The sequence below is a fragment of the Rhizobium sp. 1399 genome (genome assembly GCF_031455475.1).
In the GTDB taxonomy this organism is placed as follows: Bacteria; Pseudomonadota; Alphaproteobacteria; order Rhizobiales; family Rhizobiaceae; genus Rhizobium.
This window is the reverse complement of the sequence record NZ_JAVDSU010000002.1, coordinates 268,798-289,898: the sequence shown is the minus strand read 5'-3', so window position 1 is coordinate 289,898 and position 21,101 is coordinate 268,798. Positions and strand designations below refer to the sequence as shown.

The window sequence follows — 21,101 nt, the reverse complement described above, 5'->3', positions numbered from 1 at the left end:
TTGCTCTAGAGCAATCCACAACCGGACCTGTCAACCTCTCAGAGGTCGACGCTGTTCGGCAGGATCACCAGATCGCGCACAGTGACGTTACGTGGCCGTGACAGCATGAAGAGCACGGCATCGGCCACCTCCTTTGGCTGCATCAGGCTGCCATTGGCCAGCGCCTCTTCCATCTTGGCTTTCGGCCAGTCATCCAGGAGCGCGGTGACGACCGGTCCGGGCAGCACCGCACCGACACGCACGCCATGCTGGGCAACCTGGCGGCGGGTCGAGTGAACGAAGGCCTGAACGGCAAATTTCGAGGCGGTGTAGATCGGCTCCCAAACGACCGGCACGACGCCGGCGATCGAACTCGTAAACAGGATATCGCCAGACTTCTGAGCGATCATATGCGGCAGCACCGCATGGACCGAACGGAAGGCCGCATTGATGTTGAGGTTCAGCATGCGGTCCCAGGCATCCGGATCGCCGTCGGCGACCGGGCCGCCAATATAGGCGCCGGCATTGGCGTGGAAGATATCGAGCCGGCCGGCCAATTCCAGAATGCGCGGCAGCATGCCGGAAACCCGCGGGCCATCGAGAAGATCGACGACAAGCGGCAGGGCGCCTTCACCGATCTCCTTGCAGAGGGCCTCGAGCCTGTCCTTGGCACGATCGATAAGAACAACGGTTGCGCCTTCGGCACGCAGGGTGCGGGCGCATTCCAGCCCGATGCCCGATGCCGCACCGGTGATGGCGGCAACCTTGCCCTTCATGAGATCAGTCATGCAAATACTCCTTGAGAATGCGTAATCAGGCGCGGCCATGGCTGACACGGGACCGGCGAGCTAGCGAATCGACGATGACGGCGATGGCGAGAACGGCACCAGTGATCATGTAGCGCAGCGACGAACTGAGATTGAGCAGCGTAAGCCCGTTGGAAATCGCCTGGATGACGATGATGCCGAGAAGAGCCGAATAGGCGCTGCCGCGGCCACCGAACAGGCTGGTGCCGCCGATGACTGCTGCGGCAATGGCATTGAGGTTCACGTCGCCCGTGCCGGCTTGCTGGCTGGACGAGGCAAGACGCGAGGCCGAGAGAATGCCGCCGATGGTGGCAAGCGTCGAGCAAAGCACGAAGGCGCTGAGATAGATGCGGCGCACATTGATGCCGGCACGGCGAGCCGCCTCGCGATTGCCGCCGACGGCAAACATGGAGCGTCCCCATTTGGTGCGCGTCAGCGCATAGTTCAGGATGACAGCGATTGCGACGAAAAGGCCGAACATCCACGGCACGCCACGGCCGAGATTGAGATAATAGACGGCAAATTCCAACGCGGCGGTAAGAATGATGGCCTTGACCGCAAGCGCCCCGACCGGTGGCGAGGAGAGGTTCGAAGCCTGCCGCTGGCGGCGCTTGCGCATCTCGTTGACGACGAGGACCACGCCCGGCAAGAGCGCCAGCACGTAGGACAGCCAGTCGGGCATGACGAGAATCTGGCCGAAGCGCACGAGCGGCGAGGCATAGGGAAGGTTGATGCTGCCGGTCGGCCCCAGGATATAGAGCTGCATGCCGAGGAGGGCCAGCAGACCGGCAAGGGTCGCAACGAAGCTCGGCATTCCAAGCCTGTTGTAGAGCACCGCATACAACGCACCAACGACGATGCCGGCGACGATCGCAACCAGGATCGCGAGCGGGATCGGCCAGCCCATATTGACCCAGAGCACGCCGAGGATGGCGGAGGAAAGTCCGCTCATCGAGCCGACCGAAAGGTCGATTTCGCCGAGCATCAGCACACAGACGATGCCGAGCGAGATGACGCCGACGGTGGCACAGTCAAACAGCAGGTTGACGAGGTTGTTTGGCGCCAGAAACACCGGATTGAGCAGCGAGAAGACTGTGGAGATAACGATCAGGCCGACGAAGACCGGCAGCATGCCGAGATCGCCCGAGCGTACGCGGTCGAAGAAGGCCTTGACCATGCCCATGATGTTGTCGTCGTGGCGGACGCGTTCGTCGCTGCGATCAAGGGCAGCCGGCTGGCTGACTGTATCGGACATCTTCTGGCTCATGCGGACCTCCCGCTGGTTTCGTGTGCACCGGTCTTGCGCTCGATCCGCCGGGAGACGGCGTTTTCGGTGGCGCCGGTGATGGCGGCGACGAGTTCCTGATTGGACGAATCGGGCGTGAAGACGCCATTGTTGCGACCGAGGCGCAGCACGACGATGCGGTCTGCCACAGCGCGCACGTCTTCCATATTGTGGCTGATGATGATGACGCCGAGGCCGCGCTCGCGCACGCGTTCGATCAGGTTCAGCACTTCCGCGGTCTGGGCGACACCGAGAGCCGCCGTCGGCTCGTCGAGCATGATGATCTTCGGATCGAGCAGCAGCGAGCGGGCAATGGCAACCGTCTGGCGCTGGCCGCCGGAAAGCGAGGCGATCGGCTCGCGCACCGAGGGGATACGGGCGGCAAGTTCTCTGAGCAACGTCCAGGCGCGCACCTCCATAGCAACCTCATCGAGGCTCCAGGGGGACATTTCATGTCCGAGAAAGAGATTGGCGACGACGTCAAGGTTCTCGCAGAGCGCCAGGTCCTGAAAGACGGTGGCAATGCCGAGCTCCAGCGCCTTGCCGGGACTATCGAGCGTGACATTGCGGCCGCAAAATTCGATCGTTCCCGAGGACGGCTGATGCACGCCGGCAAGAACCTTGATCAAGGTCGACTTGCCGGCGCCGTTATCGCCAACCAGCGCCACGACCTCGCCGGCCTTCACTTCGAGATCGATGTCGGTCAGCGCCGACACCGCGCCGAAATTCTTGGAAATATTGCTCAACCGGAGGATCGTCTGTCCCTTCTCCGGCATATCCTTCACATCCCTAGTCATGGGGCAGCCCTTCTTGCCATAGGGGCATCCGGCCGCGACAAGCGCGGCCGGAGCTCACTCAAGCGCGTTTAGTTGGTAATGCCAAGTTTCTTGCAGCCTTCGGCATATTCGCCGGTGCAGATCTGCTCGGGCGTCTGGATCTTCTTGTCGAAGATTTCGGCCTTGATGTTTTCTGCCGTCACGACGGCGGGGATGAACAGCTGAGACGGCGTATTGTAGAGCGTCGTCTTGGCCTCAGGCTTTTCACCCTTGATCATCTGCACCGCCACATTGGCAGCGGCTGCCGCGACGATTTCGGATGGCTTCGAAATCGTGTTGTACTGGTCGCCGGAAATGATCAGCTGAAGGGCTGCGATCGTGGCATCATTGCCGGTGACCGGCGGAACCGGCTTCACGCCTGCGGCCTTGAAGGCGGCAATCGCGCCGCCTGCCGTGCCGTCATTGGCGGCAACCACGCCCTTGATATCGGCCCCGAAACGGGTGATCTGGCCGGCAGCCCATTCCTGCGCCTTCGGCGGCGCCCATTCCGGCGTGTCATATTCGGCAAGCGTCTTGTAGGTGGATTCCTTCAGGCCGCGGTGGATGCCGTCGCGGATGAGGCCTGCGGCCGCATCGGTCGGCGAGCCGTTGATCTCGAGCACGCCTGCGCCATCGGCAACGCCTGAAGCCTTGAGATGCTCGACGAGCGACTTGGCGATCGCATAGCCGATGCCTTCATTGTCGAAGGAGACGTAATAATCGGCCGGCTTGTCCGGGATCGGGCGGTCATAGGCGATGACCTTGACGTCCTGGGACTGGGCGATTTCGACGAGGCCGGCTGCAGCGGCGGAATCGACAGGGTCAAGAACGACCACCTTGGCGCCCTGTGCAATGACCGAGTTGAACTGCTGCTGCTGCAGCGAGGCATCGGCATTGGCGTTCTGGTAGATCACCGTGCACTTCGGGCACAGCTTCTCCATCTCGGCCTTGAAGCCCGGGAAGTCGTGCTGCTCATAGCGCGTGGATGCCTGGTCGGGCATAAGGAACGCGACGGTCGCCGCTTCCTGAGCCGAGGCCATGCCGGCAAAACCGATGAAAACGGTCGCCGAGGCCATAAGCAAATTGCGATAATTCATTTTCTCCTCCTTGGTGTGATCGAAAGACAGGCCCAGGCATTGCTGGAAGTCACCACGGTTCGCCCGCTCGCCGCAGCCTCCGCCGGCATGAAAACGACGAGCAAAGCGCCCCAGAAAAAGGGCAACCTCTCCGCAGCTTCTTAGAAATACCTCCCTGCACCGGCCTGCTGTCCGGTTTGTATCATCGATTGCGCAACCTTGCTCAATCGATGAAGCAAGAATTGCCACTTCCACCGATTGATGTCAAGTTACCGTCAAACGGAGACGACATTTTGAATCAGGTGAAGCAGACGAAGAGGACGACGATTTACGATCTGGCGGAGCTTGCCGGCACATCCGCCAGCGCCGTCAGCGCCGTGCTCAACGGCAATTGGAAGAAGCGCAGGATCAGCAGCCAGCTTGCCGAAAAGATCATGCGGATCGCCGAGGAACAGGGTTATGCGCTAAACATGCAGGCAAGCCTGCTGAGGCGCGAAAAGTCCCACATCATCGGCATGATCGTGCCGAAATACGACAACCGCTACTTCGGCTCGATCGTCGAACTCTTCGAGGACATGGCGCGTGCGCGCGGCCTTTTCCCGATCATCACCTGCACGCGCCGCGATCCTCAGCTGGAGGTTGAGGCAGCGCGCACCATGCTCTCCTATCAGGTCGAATGCCTGATCGCGACGGGTGCCACGGACCCCGACCGTATTACCGAAATGTGTGCGGCTGCCGGCGTGCGCAGCCTCAATCTCGACCTGCCCGGTGCGCTTGCCCCCTCCGTCATCTCGGATAATTTCGCCGGCGCACGCGAGCTGACGCGTCGCATCCTGAAAAACAGCGAGCAACGGCTCGGCAAGATGGAGCCGCTGCTCTTCATCGGTGGCCGCGGCAGCGACCACAACACCGCCGAGCGTATCCGCGGCTTTCGCGAGGCACATGCCGACCTCGGCGTTGCCGTGCATGAGGAAAATATCCTTGCCTGCGGCTATGCGCCGGAAAAGGCTGAAAAGGCGTTGGACGAGCGCGCGCTTGGCGGCAATGCACTGCCTAAGGGAATGTTCGTCAACTCGACAATCTCGCTCGAAGGCGTCATGCGCTGGATCCGCCGCTCCGGCCATCTCGACGATCGCAGTCTGGTGCTCGGTTGTTTCGACTGGGACCCCTTCGTCACCCTGCTTGGAAACGGCATCGAGATGGTGCGCCAGGACGTGCCGGGCATGCTGAACAAGGTTTTCGAGCTCATCGAATCCGGAGCGAACAAACCTGTCGTCATCCAGGTGCCGCCCCTCATTCCGGAAGCGCAGGAAGCGTAAGCGTCTTTCCTGGCCAGTCTATCTTGGTTCCGTTGGCCACCCAGGAACAGCTTAGCTCTCGCTGTGTAACATCAATGTAGAGGAAGCTGCCCGGCCCTGCTAGCCGTCCAGATAGCCGCAACAGGTGCCTTCAACGTTGTCGACGGCCGCTGGCTGGCTCCCGACGCCAAGGCAGGACTGATGCTTGAGTTGGTTTCCGAGGAACAGAGCTGAGAACCGCTAATTCGCTACCGTTTGATCGTAAGTGTGGACTTTCGCAATACCCTTGGTTTGGGGATGTTGACGGTGGGGAAATCGCTTTCTATGGGAAGCCGCCGACCCAGTGCGGCGGCAGCAACAGGCGTCCGGTCATACGAGGTGACCGGACGCTTTTTCACTTGAGAATCAAGCCTATTTCGGCGCCTCCGGCGTGAAGCGGGCATAAAGGGCGTGGCGATTGCCGGGATACACGAAGCGCACATGCGTGACCGGCCCTGACTTGTTCCAGGTGCGTCGTTCGACGACAAGGCATGCGGTTGACACCGGGACGGAAAGCATGGCTCCCTCCTCCTCATCAACGCCGATTGCGAAGATCTTGTGCTCGGCAGCACTCCAGGGAACCTGGCTTAAGAGCCAGGGGCCGGGTGCCGTCTGCTCAAACGCCTCGCCGGCTGCCTCGGGCACGGTTTGAAGATTGATCAACCGCTTTTCCAGGCAAAACGGTTGCGTCCCAGCGTAGTGGGTGCAGATAATTTCGACGAGACTGGAATTTTGCTGCAGGTCCAGCATCTGGCGGTCCTGCGCCTGTGCCTTCCTGCGGATACGCTTTGCGACCTTGTAGGAATAGGCGAGATTGAGGGACTGGACCTCCGCCTTGATATCGTGAATCTCAAGCACTGCGGACTGCGCCTGCGGCTGGATGACGAAGCTGCCGGATTTCTTGCGGCGCTCGATGAGACCGGCTTTCACCAGTTGGGTCAGAGCCTTGTTCACCGTCATACGCGAGCAGTCATATTGCTTCGTCAGCTCTATTTCGAACGGAATGCGGTAACCCGGCGGCCATTCGCCCGAGACGATGCGACCTTCGATATCCGTGAGGATACGCTGGTGTAAGGTCGTTTCCTTGGGTTCATTCATCATCACGCTCCGGCTCTTCCTCCGCTGTAACGCCTGGGAAGCGCCGAGGAAAGGTCGTCATGCTGCCAACAGCTCGTTCATCGCGGCGATGAAGCGGCGGTCAATCAGGTCGCGGCGCAGATGCCGGCCCTTTTCGACCTGCTTGCGGCCGAGCGACCAGACGCAGTCGACCGACACACCACCGGCAAAAATCCAGTGATCGAGAAGCCGGTCCTCGGAGAGGTAGGAAACGGCATTGGTCTCGAGCGATATGATGTCGGCATGGTTGCCGGCGACAAAACCCGCCGGCGCCTTCAGTGCCGCGCCACCGCCAGCAAGTGCTTGTTCGAAGAGGGCCTGACCCGTGGAACCGCCCGTCGATGCGATGACATTGCGGGCACGCAGCGCGAGACGCTCGGAATATTCGAGCTGACGAAGTTCCTCGGCGATGGAAATCAGAATGTTGGAATCTGAACCGATGCCGAAGCGCCCGCCTTCCGACAGGAACAGGGGCGCCGAAAATGTCCCATCGCCGAGATTGGCTTCGGTAATCGGGCAGAGGCCGGCAATGGCGCCGCTCCCTGCCATCTGGCGTGTTTCGTCGTCGGTCATGTGGGTCGCGTGGATGAGGCACCAGCGCTGATCGACCGGTGCATTCTCAAGCAGCCATTGGACAGGCCTTGCGCGGGACCACGCCAGGCAATCCTCGACTTCCTTGACCTGTTCGGCGACGTGAATGTGGATGGGGCCGTCGTCGGCAAGCCCGATCGCGACAGACAGCTCGTCCGGCGTGACGGCGCGCAGGCTGTGCGGCGCAACACCGATCTCAGCGCCGGGGAGCCGGCCCGTGACTTTTCGGCAGCCGTCCATCAGCTGCGCAAAACTGTCTGCGGAGTTGATGAAGCGGCGCTGTCCTTCAATGGGTGCGGCGCCGCCGAAGCCGGAATGGGCGTAGAGAACCGGCAGCAGTGTCAATCCGATGCCGGTCTCCGCACTCGCAGCACCGATCCGTTCGGCCATTTCGGCGATATTGGCATAGGCGCTGCCGTCCTTGTCGTGATGCAGATAGTGGAACTCACCGACGCGGCTAAAGCCGGATTCCAGCATTTCCATATAGAGCTTGGCTGCCACCGCCTCGACATGGTCAGGCGTCATCGACAGGGCGAACTTATACATGACAGTGCGCCAGCTCCAGAAGCTGTCATTGGCCGGACCGCGCACTTCGGCAAGCCCCGCCATCGCCCGCTGAAAGGCATGGCTGTGGAGGTTTGGCATAGCCGGCAAAAGGGTGGCATGGCGCTCGTCATCGGCATCAGGCGCGACATCCGTCTCGATTGCGGAAATGCGGCCGTTTTCGAGCGTCAGGCGCACATTCTTGCGCCAGCCCTCGGCCAGCAAGGCAGTCGTTCCATGAAGTTTCGTCATGATTGCTCCCCTTCTTTCTTATTGGCCCACCGCTTGGCTTTGTGCACAGGGCCATAAATTTCCACTTGTCACCACTACTATTATGTATATACATATTAACCCATAAAGAAAGGCGTAAAGCTGATGAGTGGGAACAAATTTTCCGGATCGGGTCGCGGCTCCGCCGCCCGTTCGCTTTGGCGTAATGGGCGCCTTGCGACGCTGCGGGAGGATCTAACGGGCCTCGGCATTATCGACAAAGGCGCCATCGTTTGCGAAGGCGGCCGTATCCTTTTTGCCGGGCCAGAAGGCGAATTGCCGTCCGCCCTGATCGAGACGGCCGAGATCACGGATCTTGAAGGCCGCTGGGTCACGCCGGGCCTCGTCGACTGCCACACGCATATCGTCTATGGCGGCAATCGGGCGCGGGAATTCGAGATGCGCCTTGAAGGCGCGACTTACGAAGAGATTGCGCGCACCGCCGGCGGCATCGTCTCCTCGGTGAAAGCAACCAATGCACTGTCCGTCGAGGGCCTGGTCGAGGCCGCGCTGCCGCGGCTCGATACGCTGCTTTCCGAAGGTGTCACCACCATCGAGATCAAATCCGGCTATGGCCTCAACATCGAGGCGGAGCTGAAGATGCTGCGCGCTGCTCGCGCGCTCGCAAATGTCCGACCCGTGCGGGTCGTCACCTCCTATCTCGGTGCTCATGCAACACCTGTCGAATACAGGGGACGCAATCAGGATTATATTACTGAAGTGGTCCTGCCTGGACTGGAACGGGCGTATGCGGAAGGCCTCGTCGATGCCGTCGACGGCTTCTGCGAAGGAATTGCCTTCTCGGTCGACGAGATTGGCCGAGTCTTCGACAAGGCCCGTTCGCTTGGTATTCCCGTCAAGCTCCATGCCGAGCAGCTTTCCAATCTCGGCGGCGCAAAACTCGCAGCCTCCTACGGCGCGCTTTCGGCCGATCATCTGGAATATCTGGATGAGGATGGCGCGCGGGCAATGGCTGCGGCCGGCACGGTCGCCGTACTGCTTCCGGGCGCTTTTTACGCGATCAACGAAAAGCAGAAGCCGCCGGTTCAGGCCTTGCGCCAGACCGGGGTGCATATCGCAATTGCCACGGACTGCAATCCCGGCACCTCGCCGCTGACGTCCATGCTGCTCACCATGAACATGTCGGCGACGCTGTTCGGGTTGACCGTGGAAGAATGCATTGCCGGGGCAACCCGCGAGGGCGCGCGCGCGCTCGGCCTGCTTGCCGAAACAGGGACGCTCGAAGCCGGCAAGTCCGCCGATCTGGCGGTCTGGAATATCGAGAGCCCGGCCGAGCTCGTCTATCGCATCGGCTTCAACCCGCTTTATGCGCACATCTTCAAGGGCGAGAGGATCGACCGATGACCATCACTCTCCATCCGGGTTCCGTTTCACTTCAGGATCTTGCCACCATCTACTGGACCAGCGTTCCGGCAAAACTCGATCCGTCGTTTGATGCGGGGATCCTCAAGGCGGCGAAACGCATTGCCGAGATCGCTGCCGGCAATGCGCCGGTTTACGGCATCAATACCGGCTTCGGTAAACTTGCCTCGATCAAGATCGACAGCGCCGATGTCGCCACACTCCAGCGCAATCTCATCCTTTCCCATTGCTGCGGCGTCGGCGAGCCGCTGCCGGAAAATGTCGTGCGTCTCATCATGGCGCTGAAGCTCGTTTCGCTCGGCCGTGGTGCCTCCGGCGTCCGGCTCGACATTGTGCGGCTGATCGAAGCGATGATGGCGCGCGGCGTCATTCCGGTCATCCCGGAAAAGGGCTCGGTCGGCGCCTCCGGCGATCTTGCACCCCTTGCCCATATGACGGCCGTGATGATGGGTCATGGCGAGGCGTTCTTCGGCGGCGAGAGACTGCATGGTGCAACGGCGCTTGTCAAAGCCGGGCTGCAACCTGTCGTGCTGGCTGCCAAGGAGGGCCTGGCGCTCATCAACGGCACGCAGACCTCGACCGCTCTTGCGCTTGCCGGCCTTTTTCGCGCCCACCGGGCGGCGCAATCGGCGCTGATTACCGGCGCCATGTCGACGGACGCGGCCATGGGCTCGTCCGCACCATTCCATCCCGATATCCATACTCTACGCGGCCACCGCGGTCAGATCGACACGGCAGCGGGCCTACGCGCCCTGCTCGAAAACTCGCCGATCCGCCAGAGCCATATCGAGGGCGATGAGCGTGTTCAGGATCCCTATTGCATCCGCTGCCAGCCGCAGGTCGACGGCGCCTGCCTCGATCTCCTGCGCTCGGTGGCCGGCACGCTCGCGATCGAAGCCAATGCGGTGACCGACAATCCGCTGGTTCTGTCGGATAATTCCGTCGTCTCCGGCGGCAATTTCCATGCCGAACCCGTTGCCTTTGCCGCCGACCAGATCGCGCTTGCCGTCTGCGAGATCGGGGCGATCGCCCAGCGCCGCATCGCGCTGCTCGTCGATCCCGCCCTTTCCTACGGTCTGCCGGCCTTCCTCGCCAAGAAGCCGGGGCTCAATTCCGGCCTGATGATCGCCGAAGTCACATCCGCCGCGCTGATGAGCGAAAACAAGCAGATGTCGCACCCGGCCTCCGTCGATTCGACGCCGACCTCGGCCAACCAGGAAGACCATGTGTCCATGGCCTGCCACGGCGCGCGCCGGCTTCTGCCGATGACCGAAAATCTCTTCAGCATCATCGGCATCGAGGCGCTCACCGCCGCGCAAGGGGTGGAGCTTCGCGCACCGCTTGCGACCAGCCCCGAACTCAAGAAGGCGATCGCCGCTATCCGCGCTGTTGTCCCGTCGCTAGAGGAAGATCGCTACATGGCGAACGATCTGAAGGCGGCGACAGTGCTCATTGCGAGCGGCGGTCTCAACGCATCCGTTTCAAGCGGCATCCTGCCCGCTCTGGAGGTTTGACATGTCTGTTTTCGAGGTCAAGCAAGGCACCTCCCCCGTCATCCTCGGCTTTCCTCATACGGGCACAGAGGTTCCGGCCGATATATGGGAACGCCTTGATGATAATGGCCAGCTGCTTGCCGATACCGACTGGCACATTCACCAGCTCTACGACGGCTTGCTCGACAATCCGACCACGGTGCGCGCGACTTTCCATCGCTACGTGATCGATGCCAACCGCGATCCCTCGGGCACCAGCCTCTATCCCGGCCAGAACACGACCGGGCTGATCCCGCAGACAGATTTCGACGGCAAGGCAATCTGGAAGGATGGGGCTGCGCCGACCGAAGCCGATATCGCCGTCAGGCTGCGCGATTTTCACGCGCCATACCATGGCGCCCTTGCGGCCGAGATCGAACGGATCAAATCCATTCATGGTGTCGCCGTTCTCTACGACTGCCACTCCATCCGCTCGCATATCCCCTTCCTCTTCGAGGGCAAGCTGCCGGATTTCAATATCGGCACCGATATGGGCAGGACCTGCGATCCGGCGATCGAGCAGGCGACCATCGCCATTGCGTCGACTGCGGCAGGCTATGACAGCATCCTGAACGGCCGCTTCAAGGGCGGCTGGACGACGCGCCATTACGGCAAGCCGGAAACCGGCGTGCACGCCATCCAGATGGAGCTCGCACAATCCACGCATCTTGCAACCGAAGCGCCACCCTTCGCCTATGACGGCGAGGAGGCCGACAATCTGCGCATCCATCTCAAATCCATTCTGACGCGGATCGAAGAGATCGCGCTTGGTCTGAAACGCTAGAAAGGGAACATCATCATGACCGTAAACCCGCGCCACAATATCCGCGAAATCCGTGCGCCGCGCGGCGATCAGCTGAACGCCAAGAGCTGGATGACCGAAGCGCCGCTGCGCATGCTCATGAACAATCTCGATCCTGACGTCGCAGAAAATCCGCATGAGCTGGTCGTCTATGGCGGCATTGGTCGTGCAGCCCGCACCTGGGACGATTTCGATCGCATCGCTGCGACGCTGAAGACGCTGAACGAGGACGAGACGCTGCTGGTCCAATCCGGCAAGCCGGTCGGGGTGTTCCGCACCCACAAGGATGCGCCGCGCGTGCTGATTGCCAATTCCAACCTCGTGCCGCACTGGGCGACCTGGGACCATTTCAACGAGCTCGACAAGAAGGGTCTGGCCATGTACGGCCAGATGACGGCCGGTTCGTGGATCTATATCGGCACGCAGGGCATCGTGCAGGGCACCTACGAGACCTTCGTGGAAGCGGGCCGCCAGCACTATGGCGGCAATCTCACGGGCAAGTGGATCCTGACCGGCGGCCTCGGCGGCATGGGCGGCGCCCAGCCGCTCGCCGCCGTCATGGCCGGCGCCTGCTGCCTGGCCGTCGAATGCGACGAGACCCGCATCGATTTCCGCCTGCGCACCCGTTATGTCGACGAAAAGGCCCATACGCTGGATGAGGCGCTGGAAAAGATCGAACGCTGGACCAAGGCCGGCGAAGCAAAGTCGGTCGGCCTCGTCGGCAATGCCGCCGAGATCTTCCCGGAACTCGTTCGTCGCATGAAGGCCGGCGGCCCGCGTCCCGATATCGTCACCGACCAGACCTCGGCGCATGATCCGCGTAATGGCTACCTGCCGGTCGGCTGGACCGTTGCCCAAGCCAAGGCCAAGCGCGAGAACGACCCGAAGGCGGTCGAGACCGCCGCGCGCGCCTCGATGAAGGCCCACGTGGAAGCCATGGTCGCCTTTTGGGATGCCGGTGTTCCGACACTCGATTACGGCAACAACATTCGCCAGGTCGCCAAGGACGAGGGCCTGGAAAACGCCTTCGCCTTCCCGGGCTTCGTGCCGGCCTATATCCGCCCGCTCTTCTGCCGCGGCATCGGTCCGTTCCGCTGGGCCGCCCTGTCCGGCGATCCCGAAGATATCTACAGGACCGACGCCAAGGTGAAGGAGCTGCTGCCCGACAACAAGCACCTGCACAACTGGCTCGACATGGCGCGCGAGCGCATTGCCTTCCAGGGCCTGCCGGCACGCATCTGCTGGGTCGGTCTTGGCGACCGCCACCGCCTCGGCCTTGCCTTCAACGAGATGGTCAAGAATGGCGAGCTGAAGGCACCCGTCGTCATCGGCCGCGACCACCTCGATTCCGGTTCCGTCGCCTCGCCGAACCGCGAGACGGAAGCCATGAAGGACGGCTCGGATGCCGTCTCCGACTGGCCGCTCCTGAACGCCCTGCTCAACACCGCCTCGGGCGCCACCTGGGTCTCGCTGCATCATGGCGGCGGCGTCGGCATGGGCTTCTCGCAGCATTCCGGCATGGTCATTTGCGCCGACGGCACCGACGATGCGGCCCGCCGCCTCGGAAATGTTCTCTGGAACGACCCGGCGACCGGTGTCATGCGCCATGCCGATGCCGGCTACGACATCGCCATCGATTGCGCCAAGGAAAAGGGCCTGCGCCTGCCCGGCATTCTTGGAAACTGAGCCATGAAGGTCCTGCGCGCTGCCGGTCACAAACGCATGCCGTGGAAGAACGGTGGCGGCGAAACGGTAGAAATCGCCATTTCGCCTGATGGTGCCGGCCTTGCCGATTTCGATTGGCGGGTCAGCACGGCAACCGTTGCCTCCGACGGGCCCTTCTCCGTCTTTCCCGGGATCGACCGCACGCTGTCGATCCTGAAAGGCAAGGGTATGCGGCTCTTCATCGAGGGACGTGAGCCGATGCTCCTGACGCAGGAGAGTGAACCCCTCGCCTTTGCCGCCGATATCGCCGTCTCGGCAACGCTGCCGGATGGCACAATCACCGACCTGAACGTGATGACGAGGCGGGGTATCGTCAGGCACGCAATCGCGCGGCATTTCATCGATGGCGAGAAGAGCCTGGGGTTTGCGAAAGGGATTTTCCTGCTTTTTTGCGCCAACGGAACTCTGGCGGCGCGAACAGGTGCGGCAAGCATCGAACTCGACGCCGGCGATGCAATGTTGCTTGAAGAGAGCGATGGCAGCAGGCTCGATCTTTCGGGCCAGGCGCTCTGCTTCGCCATCTCGATCTGGAAGGCGTAAAATCATGGAATGGGCTAGGGAAATCGCTTTTTCGAGGCAAGTTCCATATACAACTAGCCTATTCCTCGAAGACCTTACCACTGCGCGTTTCCAACCGGTAGCGGTGTCCGGGATAGACGAGGCGCGCCGTCGAGACCACCTGACGGGCCGACCAGGTGCGGCGGCGGATGGCAAGGCATGGCTCATTCTGCAGGATTGTCAGCAGCTTGCATTCCCAGGCGCGCGGCACCACCGCCTCGACGATATGCTCCGATGCGCTGAGCGGTGCCGCCGCCGTCAGATAGGCATTCGGCGTCAGCGTCGAAAAGTCCTGCGCCAGATAGTCGGGCACCGCCCCCGGATTGACGAAGCGGTCCTCGATCTGCACAGGCACGCCATTCTCGTTGTGGACGATCAGCGAGTGGAAAACCGGCGCTCCGATCTCAAGCTCCAGCGCATCGGCAACCTCCGGAGAGGCCGGCTCTTCAGCCAAAACGATGACTGTCGCCTCATGGACATGGCCGCGCTCGGCGATCTCGTCGGCGATATTGCGCACCTCGAAGAGCGCCGAATAGCCCTTGCGTTCCGCGACGAAGGAACCGACGCCCTGGATGCGGAGGAGCTCGCCTTCGTTCGCCAGTTCCCGCAGCGCCCGGTTGGCGGTCATCTTGCTGACGCCGAGCTCCACCACCAGCTCGTTTTCGGAGGGCACGCGGTGCCGCGGCGGCCATTCGCCGCTGCGGATCCGGTCGAGAATGACCTGCTTGACGCCGGCATAAAGCGGGCCGCCGTCATTTTCCGCCAGTTCGCGTTTCATCTCGCTGGAACGCTTCATTGCCTATTCCCTTTGCATGAATGGAATCTGCCTTTTAAATCGACTTTCCACTTGCATATCACAAAATATCTCATATGGTACCCTATACAACCTGCCGATCCAAAAATGAAACAAAGGATCAGGACAGGCAAGCCGGCGAAGATCGGCATTCATACCGCAAGGTCTGTCCAATCTCAGAGGAGATCACATCAATGAAGCTCAGCACGATTCTTCTTTCCTGCGCGATGACGGCAGCCGCCTTTGCGGCTCCCGCCTCGGCCAAGGACTGGACGAAGGCGACCATCACGCTCGAAGGCGCCTACGCCCCCTGGAACCTCACCAATGCCGATGGCTCGCTCGGCGGCTTCGAACCGGAACTCGCCAAGGTTCTGTGCGAACGCGCCAAGATCGAGTGCACCCTGGTCGCCTCCGATTGGGACGGCATGATCCCGGCGCTGAACGCGGGCAAGTTCGACGTCATCATGGACGCGCTGTCGATCACGGAAGAGCGCAAGCAGGTCATCGACTTCACCATTCCCTACGCTGCAACGCCGGCAGCCTTCGCTACCGCCAAGGACAGCCCGCTTGCCAATGCTTCCGGCACCGGCGCGACGATCAAGATGACACCCGGCCAGACCGGCGTGAAAGAAATCGAAGCCTTGAAGGAAGCCTTCAAGGGTAAGACGATCGGCATTCAGGCGGCAACCGTCTATGCCAAATTCGTCTATGACAATTTCGGCAGCATCGCCGAGATCCGCGAATACAAGACGGGCGCCGACCGCGACCTCGACCTGCAGAACGGCCGTATCGACCTCGGCTTCGACGATGCCGTCTACTTCAACAATGCCTTTGAAGCCGCCAATGGCGCGCTTGCCTTTACCGGTCCGGAAATCGTCGGCTCGATCTGGGGCGAGGGCGAAGGGCTTGGCATCCGCAAGGCCGATACGGATCTGCGCGATAAGTTCAGCGAGGCGATCAAGTCGGCCCTTGCCGACGGCACGGTCAAGAACCTCTCCATGAAGTGGTTCAAGGTCGACGTCAGCCCGCAGAACTAAGCGTTCGAGGGAATCCGCGTTCCGTGGTCTCCACTTTGCGATCGGAGACCACGTGCTATTCTGACCGCCCGTCATCACGACGAAGACAGAGCTGGGAAGGCCCATGGCGACACTCGAATTGATTGGATTCGGCTCAACCGGGTGGGGAGCGTTCCTTCTCGTCGGCACATTGCTGACGCTCTGCGTGACCGCCACCGCACTTGCGATCGGCGCCGTGCTCGGCGCGATCATCGCAGCCGCGAAGCTCTCCAGCAATTTCGTGCTCGTCACAATCGGCCATATCTACACCACCGTTTTCCGCGGTGTTCCGGAACTGCTGATCATCTATCTGATCTATTTCGGCGGTTCTTCGGCCATTACCGCGATCGGCCAGTCCATGGGATATGAAGGCTTTCTCGGCCTGCCATCCTTTGCCGCCGGCGCGCTTGCCGTCGGCATCATCTCGGGCGCCTATCAGGCGGAGGTTTATCGTGGCGCCTACAACGCCATTTCCAAGGGCGAGCTCGAGGCAGCTTCGGCGATCGGCATGCATCGCGGTCTCAGGTTTCGCCGCATCATCATTCCCCAGGTTCTGCGCCTTGCCATTCCCGGCCTCGGCAATGTCTGGCAGCTCAGCCTGAAGGATTCGGCGCTGATTTCGGTAACCGGCCTTGCAGAATTGATGCGTTCGAGCCAGGTCGCCGCGGGTTCGACCCGGCAATATTTCCTCTTCTATATCGTCGGCGGTGCGCTCTATCTGATCCTCACCAGCCTGTCTGACCGCGTCTTCAACGGCGCCGAGCGCAAGGCCAATCGCAGCATGCCGGCTTCGGCCATGGGCCAGGCATAGGAGGGACAGATGGATATCGCCTTCCTGTTCAGCACCATGGTCACGCTCTTGAAAGCCGTGCCGACGACGCTGATCCTGTTCTTCCTGTCGATCTTCTTCGGCGGATTGCTGGCGCTCGTCATCGTCGCCATGCGCGTCAGCGGCAATCCGATCCTCTCCGGCTTCGCCAAGGGCTACATCTTCATCTTCCGCGGCTCGCCGCTCTTGATCCAGATGTTCCTGGTCTTTTACGGGCTCGGCCAGTTCGGCGTCATCCGCTATTCCTTCCTCTGGCCCTTCCTGCGCGAGCCGATGGTCTGCGCGGTTCTCTCGCTCGCTCTCTGCACCGCCGGCTACTCTGCCGAGATCTTCCGCGGCGGCATTCGCGCCGTCTCGCCGAAGGAAATCGAGGCAGCGCGCGCCATCGGCATGTCCGGCTTCCTGATGGTGCGCCGCATCCTGGCGCCGATCGCCTTCCGGCATGCGCTGCCGGCCTATTCGACCGAAATCGTGCTGATGATGAAATCGACAGCACTCGCAAGCCTCGTGACGGTCTGGGAAGTGACGGGCGTTGCACAGCGGCTGATTTCGCAGACCTACCGCACGATGGAAGTCTTTCTCTGTGCGGCCATCATCTACCTCGTTTTGAACTTCATCATCCTGCAGGCCATGTCCCTCCTGGAATACTGGCTGTCCCGACATCGCCGCGCCATTCCGGCGGCGCTGAAGGCTTGAACCCGACTGAACGTGATTGGAGCTTCCATGCCCGGCGTAACCCGACTTTCGGTCCGCAATATCAGAAAGAGCTTCGGCACCCATGAAGTGCTGCGCGGCATATCGCTCGATGCCGAAGATGGCGATGTAATCTCGCTTCTCGGCGCGTCGGGCTCCGGCAAATCCACTTTCCTGCGCTGTATCAACCTTCTTGAAGTGGCGAGCGACGGCGAAATCTGGGTCGACGGCGAACACATCCAGATGATCCACAAGAACGGCAAGACGAAACCGGCGAGCCAGAAGCAGGTCGACCATATCCGCTCGGAACTCGGCATGGTTTTCCAGTCCTTCAATCTGTGGTCCCACATGACCATCCTGCAGAATGTCATCGAAGGACCCGTCCATGTCTTGAAGCGGCCGCGGGCCGAATGCATCGCCGAAGCCGAAGCGCTGCTCGAAAAGGTCGGCATTGCCGACAAGCGCCATGCCTACCCGGCGCATCTTTCGGGCGGCCAGCAGCAGCGGGCGGCCATTGCCCGTTCGCTCGCCATGAAGCCGAAGGTCATGCTGTTCGACGAGCCGACGTCGGCGCTCGATCCGGAACTGGTCGGCGAAGTGCTGCGCGTCATGCGCGCGCTTGCCGAAGAGGGCATGACCATGCTCGTCGTCACCCACGAAATGAGCTTTGCCCGCAATGTGTCGAACCGCGTCGTCTTCATGCGCGAAGGGCTGGTCGAAAGCAGCGGCACGCCGAACGAAATGTTCGGCGGCGGCGCATCGCCGGCTTTCCGCCAGTTCATCGGCCATTTCGGAACCGGCCAATGACCATCACCATCGACAGGGTTGCCGGCTGGCGCGATATCGCGCGCGTGGCCGAGGGGGAAGCGCTTGCCCTATCGCAAGCGGCCTGGGATCGTGTCACGCATGCAAGCCGCATCGTCGAGCGGATCGTCGAGACCGGCGTGCGGGCCTACGGCATCAATACCGGTGTTGGTGCGCTTTCTGATACCGTTGTCGACAGGGCCTCGCAGAGCAGACTGTCACGCAACATCATTCTCAGCCATGCGGTTGGCGTCGGCGAATTGCTGGCACCGCGCGAAGTGCGCGCCATCATCGCCGCGCAGATCGCCAATTTTGCCCACGGACATTCCGGCGTGCGTCCCGAGATCGTCCGCCATCTCGCCATTTTTCTCGAAAAGGGCTGTATTCCCGACGTTCCCTCCAAGGGTTCGGCGGGCTACCTCACCCATAACGCCCATAATGCGCTGGTGCTGATCGGCGAAGGCAGCGCCCGCGTTAAGGGCGGCCATATGAGCGGCCGCGACGCGCTTGCCGCCATCGGCCTCGAACCCTTGGTGCTCGGTGCCAAGGAGGGTCTCAGCCTCGTCAACGGCACAGCCTGCGCGACCGGGCTCGCAAGTGTTGCCCTGGCGCGCGCCGAGCGGCTTCTAGACTGGGCCGATGCGATCGCGGCACTCACGCTTGAAGCGGCCGGCTGCCAGATGGCGGCCTTCGATGCGGCTGTTCTGGCACTGCGTCCCTCCAAGGGCATCGCCAGCGTCGGCGCCTCGCTGCGCGCCAGGCTTGCCGGCAGCGGGCTGATATCAGCTGCGACAGGCAAACGGACGCAGGACGCGCTCAGCCTGCGTTCAATCCCGCATGCCCATGGCGCCGCGCGCGATGTCTTCGATATTTCGGCCCTCGTCGTCGATCAGGAGCTTGCCTCGGTCACCGACAATCCCGCCGTGTCAGGCACGCCCGAGGAGCCGATCATATCCTCCGAAGCACATGCCGTAGCCCCTGCCCTTGCGCAGGCTGCCGATAGTCTTGCGACGGCTCTCGCTCAGATTTCCGCCATGAGCGAACGGCGCATGGACCGCCTCGTCAATCCGCTCGTGAGCGGCCTGCCGCCATTCCTGGCAAGCGACGCCGGCAGCAATTCCGGCCTCATGATCGCGCAATATACGGCAGCAGCCCTTGCCAACGAGAACCGGCGACTTGCCGCACCGGCCTCTACCGATGGCGGTATCACATCCGGCCTGCAGGAGGATTTCCTGGCCCACCCGACGGCCGCCGCCAACAAGCTTCTCACGCTGATCGATAATGCCGAATACATCCTGGCAATCGAATTGATGGCGGCTGCGCAGGCCCACGAGTTCCTCGTCGGTACCGCGTCGAGGGCGACGGGTACGGATGCTATCTACAAAGCCGTTCGCACGATCGTGCCTGCCTATGCCGACGACCGGCCGCTTTCGCGCGACATCGAGGCCTTACGCGGACTGATCCGTAAGGCCGCAGCACCAGCAATTCCCTGAGGAGACTTCATGACCGCCAGCTTCGACGTCGCCGTTATCGGCCTCGGTGCCATGGGGAGCGCTGCACTCTCCTTTCTGGCAGCCCGCGGTGTCAGGGCGATCGGCTTCGATGCCCATTTTCCGGCCCATGCGCTGAGTTCCTCGCATGGCGACAGCCGCCTGATCCGGCTCGGCTACTTTGAGGACCCGTCCTATGTTCCGCTGCTCAAGCGCGCCTATCAGAACTGGCGGTCGCTGGAGGCACGGCTGCGCACTGAGATCCTGACGATAACAGGCGTGTTGCAGATCGGCGCACCGGACAGCAAGATCGTTGCCGGTACGCGCGCGTCCTCCGAACTCCACGGACTGGCCTATGAGGCGCTGGACAAGGAAGAGATGGCGCGCCGCTTTCCGGCCTTCCAGCTCGACGATCATGAGATGGCGCTGTTTGATCCGCAGGGCGGCTATCTTCGTCCCGAGGCGGCTGTGCTGGGCTACCTGAGGCTCGCTGTCGAAGACGGAGCCATCCTCCACTTCGGCGAGAAAGTGACCGCAATCGAACCCGATGATGCCGGCGTGACGATCATCTCTGAAACCGGGCGGTATCGGGCAGGGAAAATCGTCGTGGCGACCGGATCGTGGATTGCCGAACTGATACCCCAGCTGAAGCAGGCGGCGGTGCCAATCCGTCAGGTGGTTGCCTGGTATCAGCCGCAGGATGATGTCGCCACGCAGCCGCAGCGCATGCCCTGTTTCCTGCGGGACGAAGGTGCGCAAGGCACCTATTTCGGATTTCCCGCCATCGGCGTCGACGGGGTGAAGGTCGGCAAGCACGCACATTTCCGCGAGCCGATCGATCCTAACAAGCCAAACCCGCCCGTCAACGATGCCGACCGGGATTTGCTTGACAGCTTCATCAGGAAGCGTGTTCCGGCTGCGGCCGGTCCTCGCATGAAGGAAACGACCTGCCGCTATACAATGCTGCCGAGCGAGGACTTTCTTCTCGACCATGTGCCAGGCGAAAAGAACATTGTCGTCGCTTCGCCCTGCTCCGGCCACGGCTTCAAGTTCACGAGCGTCGTCGGCGAAATCCTGGCGGATCTTGCCATTGATGGACAGACTGACCTGCCGATCAACGCCTTTTCCTTTGTCAAGATCTAGAACCGCGGGCGGCAGCCCGGAGGGTATCGGCGGCTGAGTAAGCCGCCGACGGGGGAAGAGCTCGTGGATGATCTCAAGATCGTCGATCTCATCGAACCGCAGAACGCCAAATTCACTGATCTGTCCCTTGTTCGGGCGGACAGTACCGCCAGGCAGATCGGAAGGACCGGAGGAAGAGCAACGTTCTGCTTCGCATTGCGAGGCTAGGAAAGTGGCGTTACTTTTTCGACCAGCTATATGGAATAATGAGGGGCGCGCATGAACCGCCAGCTTGGCAGGAGCCAACCTGAAATTAATTCTTCACCAATATTGCGCCGATTCTGGCGCAGCGGTTCGTAACCGCTGACACCCTGAGCGAAGAGCCGACCCTTTGCGAAGCCGAGATTGACGCGGCGAGTCTAGACTTGACGAATAATGTCATCGGTGATGTCGCTTTCGATATGCGGGCGGATCCGATGACCGCGACGCGTTCGACC

The 21,101-nt window shown here is 61.6% G+C and carries 19 protein-coding genes; 12 read left to right on the top strand and 7 right to left on the bottom strand.

Features of this window, described 5'->3' with window-relative positions; all coding sequences use genetic code 11:
* Positions 1–38 precede the first annotated feature (38 nt).
* The 4 genes from J2X71_RS07375 to J2X71_RS07360 form a co-directional block, all read right to left on the bottom strand.
* Positions 39–767: an SDR family oxidoreductase gene (locus J2X71_RS07375; RefSeq protein WP_310380609.1), complete on the bottom strand. Its 729-nt coding sequence runs from the start codon at positions 765–767 to the stop codon at positions 39–41.
* Positions 768–792: 25 nt separating this feature from the next.
* On the bottom strand, positions 793–2,052 hold the full coding sequence (locus tag J2X71_RS07370) for an ABC transporter permease subunit (protein WP_310380606.1): 1,260 nt from the start codon (positions 2,050–2,052) through the stop codon (positions 793–795).
* Entirely contained in the window at positions 2,049–2,867 is an 819-nt protein-coding gene (locus J2X71_RS07365; RefSeq protein WP_310380603.1) for an ATP-binding cassette domain-containing protein, read from the bottom strand. The genes J2X71_RS07370 and J2X71_RS07365 overlap by 4 nt, the downstream gene beginning before the upstream one ends.
* A gap of 68 nt (positions 2,868–2,935) precedes the next feature.
* Entirely contained in the window at positions 2,936–3,982 is a 1,047-nt protein-coding gene (locus J2X71_RS07360; protein ID WP_310380600.1) for a sugar ABC transporter substrate-binding protein, read from the bottom strand.
* 272 nt (positions 3,983–4,254) lie between these two features.
* On the opposite strand from J2X71_RS07360, the gene J2X71_RS07355 reads away from it, so the two are divergent.
* A complete protein-coding gene (locus J2X71_RS07355; protein ID WP_310380597.1) occupies positions 4,255–5,280 on the top strand; it encodes a substrate-binding domain-containing protein in 1,026 nt (341 codons plus the stop codon).
* Positions 5,281–5,670: 390 nt separating this feature from the next.
* Here J2X71_RS07355 and hutC (J2X71_RS07350) read toward each other — a convergent pair whose 3' ends face one another.
* Positions 5,671–6,396, bottom strand: coding sequence for a histidine utilization repressor (gene hutC / locus J2X71_RS07350; RefSeq protein WP_310382159.1), 726 nt, complete (start codon positions 6,394–6,396; stop codon positions 5,671–5,673).
* A 57-nt stretch (positions 6,397–6,453) separates the two neighbouring features.
* Complete coding sequence (locus tag J2X71_RS07345) at positions 6,454–7,800, bottom strand: formimidoylglutamate deiminase (RefSeq protein ID WP_310380594.1); 1,347 nt, start codon at positions 7,798–7,800, stop codon at positions 6,454–6,456.
* Positions 7,801–7,923: 123 nt separating this feature from the next.
* Between J2X71_RS07345 and hutI the strand changes: the two genes are divergently transcribed.
* Genes hutI through J2X71_RS07320 form a run of 5 tightly spaced genes read left to right on the top strand, consistent with a single transcriptional unit; the run spans position 7,924 to position 13,800 of the window.
* Positions 7,924–9,183 carry an imidazolonepropionase gene (gene hutI / locus J2X71_RS07340; RefSeq protein WP_310380591.1) on the top strand — a complete coding sequence of 420 codons (1,260 nt, stop codon included), beginning with the start codon at positions 7,924–7,926 and terminating at the stop codon, positions 9,181–9,183.
* On the top strand, positions 9,180–10,715 hold the full coding sequence (gene hutH, locus J2X71_RS07335) for a histidine ammonia-lyase (protein WP_310380590.1): 1,536 nt from the start codon (positions 9,180–9,182) through the stop codon (positions 10,713–10,715). The genes hutI and hutH (J2X71_RS07335) overlap by 4 nt, the downstream gene beginning before the upstream one ends.
* A 1-nt stretch (position 10,716) precedes the next feature.
* Positions 10,717–11,517: an N-formylglutamate deformylase gene (gene hutG / locus J2X71_RS07330; protein WP_310380587.1), complete on the top strand. Its 801-nt coding sequence runs from the start codon at positions 10,717–10,719 to the stop codon at positions 11,515–11,517.
* Positions 11,518–11,532: 15 nt separating this feature from the next.
* Complete coding sequence (gene hutU, locus J2X71_RS07325) at positions 11,533–13,221, top strand: urocanate hydratase (protein ID WP_310380584.1); 1,689 nt, start codon at positions 11,533–11,535, stop codon at positions 13,219–13,221.
* Between the two features lie 3 nt (positions 13,222–13,224).
* The gene (locus J2X71_RS07320) at positions 13,225–13,800 is read left to right on the top strand and encodes a HutD family protein (protein ID WP_310380581.1); all 576 of its coding nucleotides are present in this window, start codon (positions 13,225–13,227) and stop codon (positions 13,798–13,800) included.
* A 58-nt stretch (positions 13,801–13,858) separates the two neighbouring features.
* Here the strand turns inward: J2X71_RS07320 and hutC (J2X71_RS07315) are convergent, their stop codons facing one another.
* On the bottom strand, positions 13,859–14,614 hold the full coding sequence (gene hutC / locus J2X71_RS07315; protein WP_310380578.1) for a histidine utilization repressor: 756 nt from the start codon (positions 14,612–14,614) through the stop codon (positions 13,859–13,861).
* A gap of 191 nt (positions 14,615–14,805) precedes the next feature.
* Between hutC (J2X71_RS07315) and J2X71_RS07310 the strand changes: the two genes are divergently transcribed.
* From J2X71_RS07310 to solA, 6 genes are all read left to right on the top strand, one after another.
* Positions 14,806–15,648 (top strand): transporter substrate-binding domain-containing protein, encoded by an 843-nt coding sequence (locus tag J2X71_RS07310; protein WP_310380576.1) that lies wholly within the window; start codon positions 14,806–14,808, stop codon positions 15,646–15,648.
* Positions 15,649–15,751: 103 nt separating this feature from the next.
* On the top strand, positions 15,752–16,477 hold the full coding sequence (locus J2X71_RS07305; RefSeq protein ID WP_007817209.1) for an ABC transporter permease: 726 nt from the start codon (positions 15,752–15,754) through the stop codon (positions 16,475–16,477).
* 9 nt (positions 16,478–16,486) lie between these two features.
* The gene (locus tag J2X71_RS07300; RefSeq protein WP_007817207.1) at positions 16,487–17,191 is read left to right on the top strand and encodes an ABC transporter permease; all 705 of its coding nucleotides are present in this window, start codon (positions 16,487–16,489) and stop codon (positions 17,189–17,191) included.
* Positions 17,192–17,218: 27 nt separating this feature from the next.
* Entirely contained in the window at positions 17,219–17,995 is a 777-nt protein-coding gene (locus tag J2X71_RS07295) for an ATP-binding cassette domain-containing protein (protein WP_310380572.1), read from the top strand.
* On the top strand, positions 17,992–19,485 hold the full coding sequence (gene hutH, locus J2X71_RS07290) for a histidine ammonia-lyase (protein WP_310380569.1): 1,494 nt from the start codon (positions 17,992–17,994) through the stop codon (positions 19,483–19,485). Before J2X71_RS07295 ends, hutH (J2X71_RS07290) begins: the two co-directional genes overlap by 4 nt.
* Before the next feature lie 9 nt (positions 19,486–19,494).
* Positions 19,495–20,625 carry an N-methyl-L-tryptophan oxidase gene (gene solA, locus J2X71_RS07285; RefSeq protein WP_310380567.1) on the top strand — a complete coding sequence of 377 codons (1,131 nt, stop codon included), beginning with the start codon at positions 19,495–19,497 and terminating at the stop codon, positions 20,623–20,625.
* The last annotated feature ends 476 nt before the right edge of the window (positions 20,626–21,101 follow it).

Bases quoted from the DNA above. Each gene is read 5' to 3' on its own strand.
- J2X71_RS07345 (WP_310380594.1), bottom strand. From the start codon at position 7,800: ATGACGAAACTTCATGGAACGACTGCCTTGCTGGCCGAGGGCTGGCGC.
- J2X71_RS07305 (WP_007817209.1), top strand. From the start codon at position 15,752: ATGGCGACACTCGAATTGATTGGATTCGGCTCAACCGGGTGGGGAGCG.
- J2X71_RS07360 (WP_310380600.1), bottom strand. From the start codon at position 3,982: ATGAATTATCGCAATTTGCTTATGGCCTCGGCGACCGTTTTCATCGGT.
- J2X71_RS07300 (WP_007817207.1), top strand. From the start codon at position 16,487: ATGGATATCGCCTTCCTGTTCAGCACCATGGTCACGCTCTTGAAAGCC.
- hutH (WP_310380569.1), top strand. From the start codon at position 17,992: ATGACCATCACCATCGACAGGGTTGCCGGCTGGCGCGATATCGCGCGC.
- hutI (WP_310380591.1), top strand. From the start codon at position 7,924: ATGAGTGGGAACAAATTTTCCGGATCGGGTCGCGGCTCCGCCGCCCGT.
- J2X71_RS07365 (WP_310380603.1), bottom strand. From the start codon at position 2,867: ATGACTAGGGATGTGAAGGATATGCCGGAGAAGGGACAGACGATCCTC.
- hutG (WP_310380587.1), top strand. From the start codon at position 10,717: ATGTCTGTTTTCGAGGTCAAGCAAGGCACCTCCCCCGTCATCCTCGGC.
- hutH (WP_310380590.1), top strand. From the start codon at position 9,180: ATGACCATCACTCTCCATCCGGGTTCCGTTTCACTTCAGGATCTTGCC.
- J2X71_RS07310 (WP_310380576.1), top strand. From the start codon at position 14,806: ATGAAGCTCAGCACGATTCTTCTTTCCTGCGCGATGACGGCAGCCGCC.
- hutC (WP_310382159.1), bottom strand. From the start codon at position 6,396: ATGAATGAACCCAAGGAAACGACCTTACACCAGCGTATCCTCACGGAT.
- J2X71_RS07370 (WP_310380606.1), bottom strand. From the start codon at position 2,052: ATGAGCCAGAAGATGTCCGATACAGTCAGCCAGCCGGCTGCCCTTGAT.
- hutC (WP_310380578.1), bottom strand. From the start codon at position 14,614: ATGAAGCGTTCCAGCGAGATGAAACGCGAACTGGCGGAAAATGACGGC.
- solA (WP_310380567.1), top strand. From the start codon at position 19,495: ATGACCGCCAGCTTCGACGTCGCCGTTATCGGCCTCGGTGCCATGGGG.
- J2X71_RS07295 (WP_310380572.1), top strand. From the start codon at position 17,219: ATGCCCGGCGTAACCCGACTTTCGGTCCGCAATATCAGAAAGAGCTTC.
- J2X71_RS07375 (WP_310380609.1), bottom strand. From the start codon at position 767: ATGACTGATCTCATGAAGGGCAAGGTTGCCGCCATCACCGGTGCGGCA.
- hutU (WP_310380584.1), top strand. From the start codon at position 11,533: ATGACCGTAAACCCGCGCCACAATATCCGCGAAATCCGTGCGCCGCGC.
- J2X71_RS07320 (WP_310380581.1), top strand. From the start codon at position 13,225: ATGAAGGTCCTGCGCGCTGCCGGTCACAAACGCATGCCGTGGAAGAAC.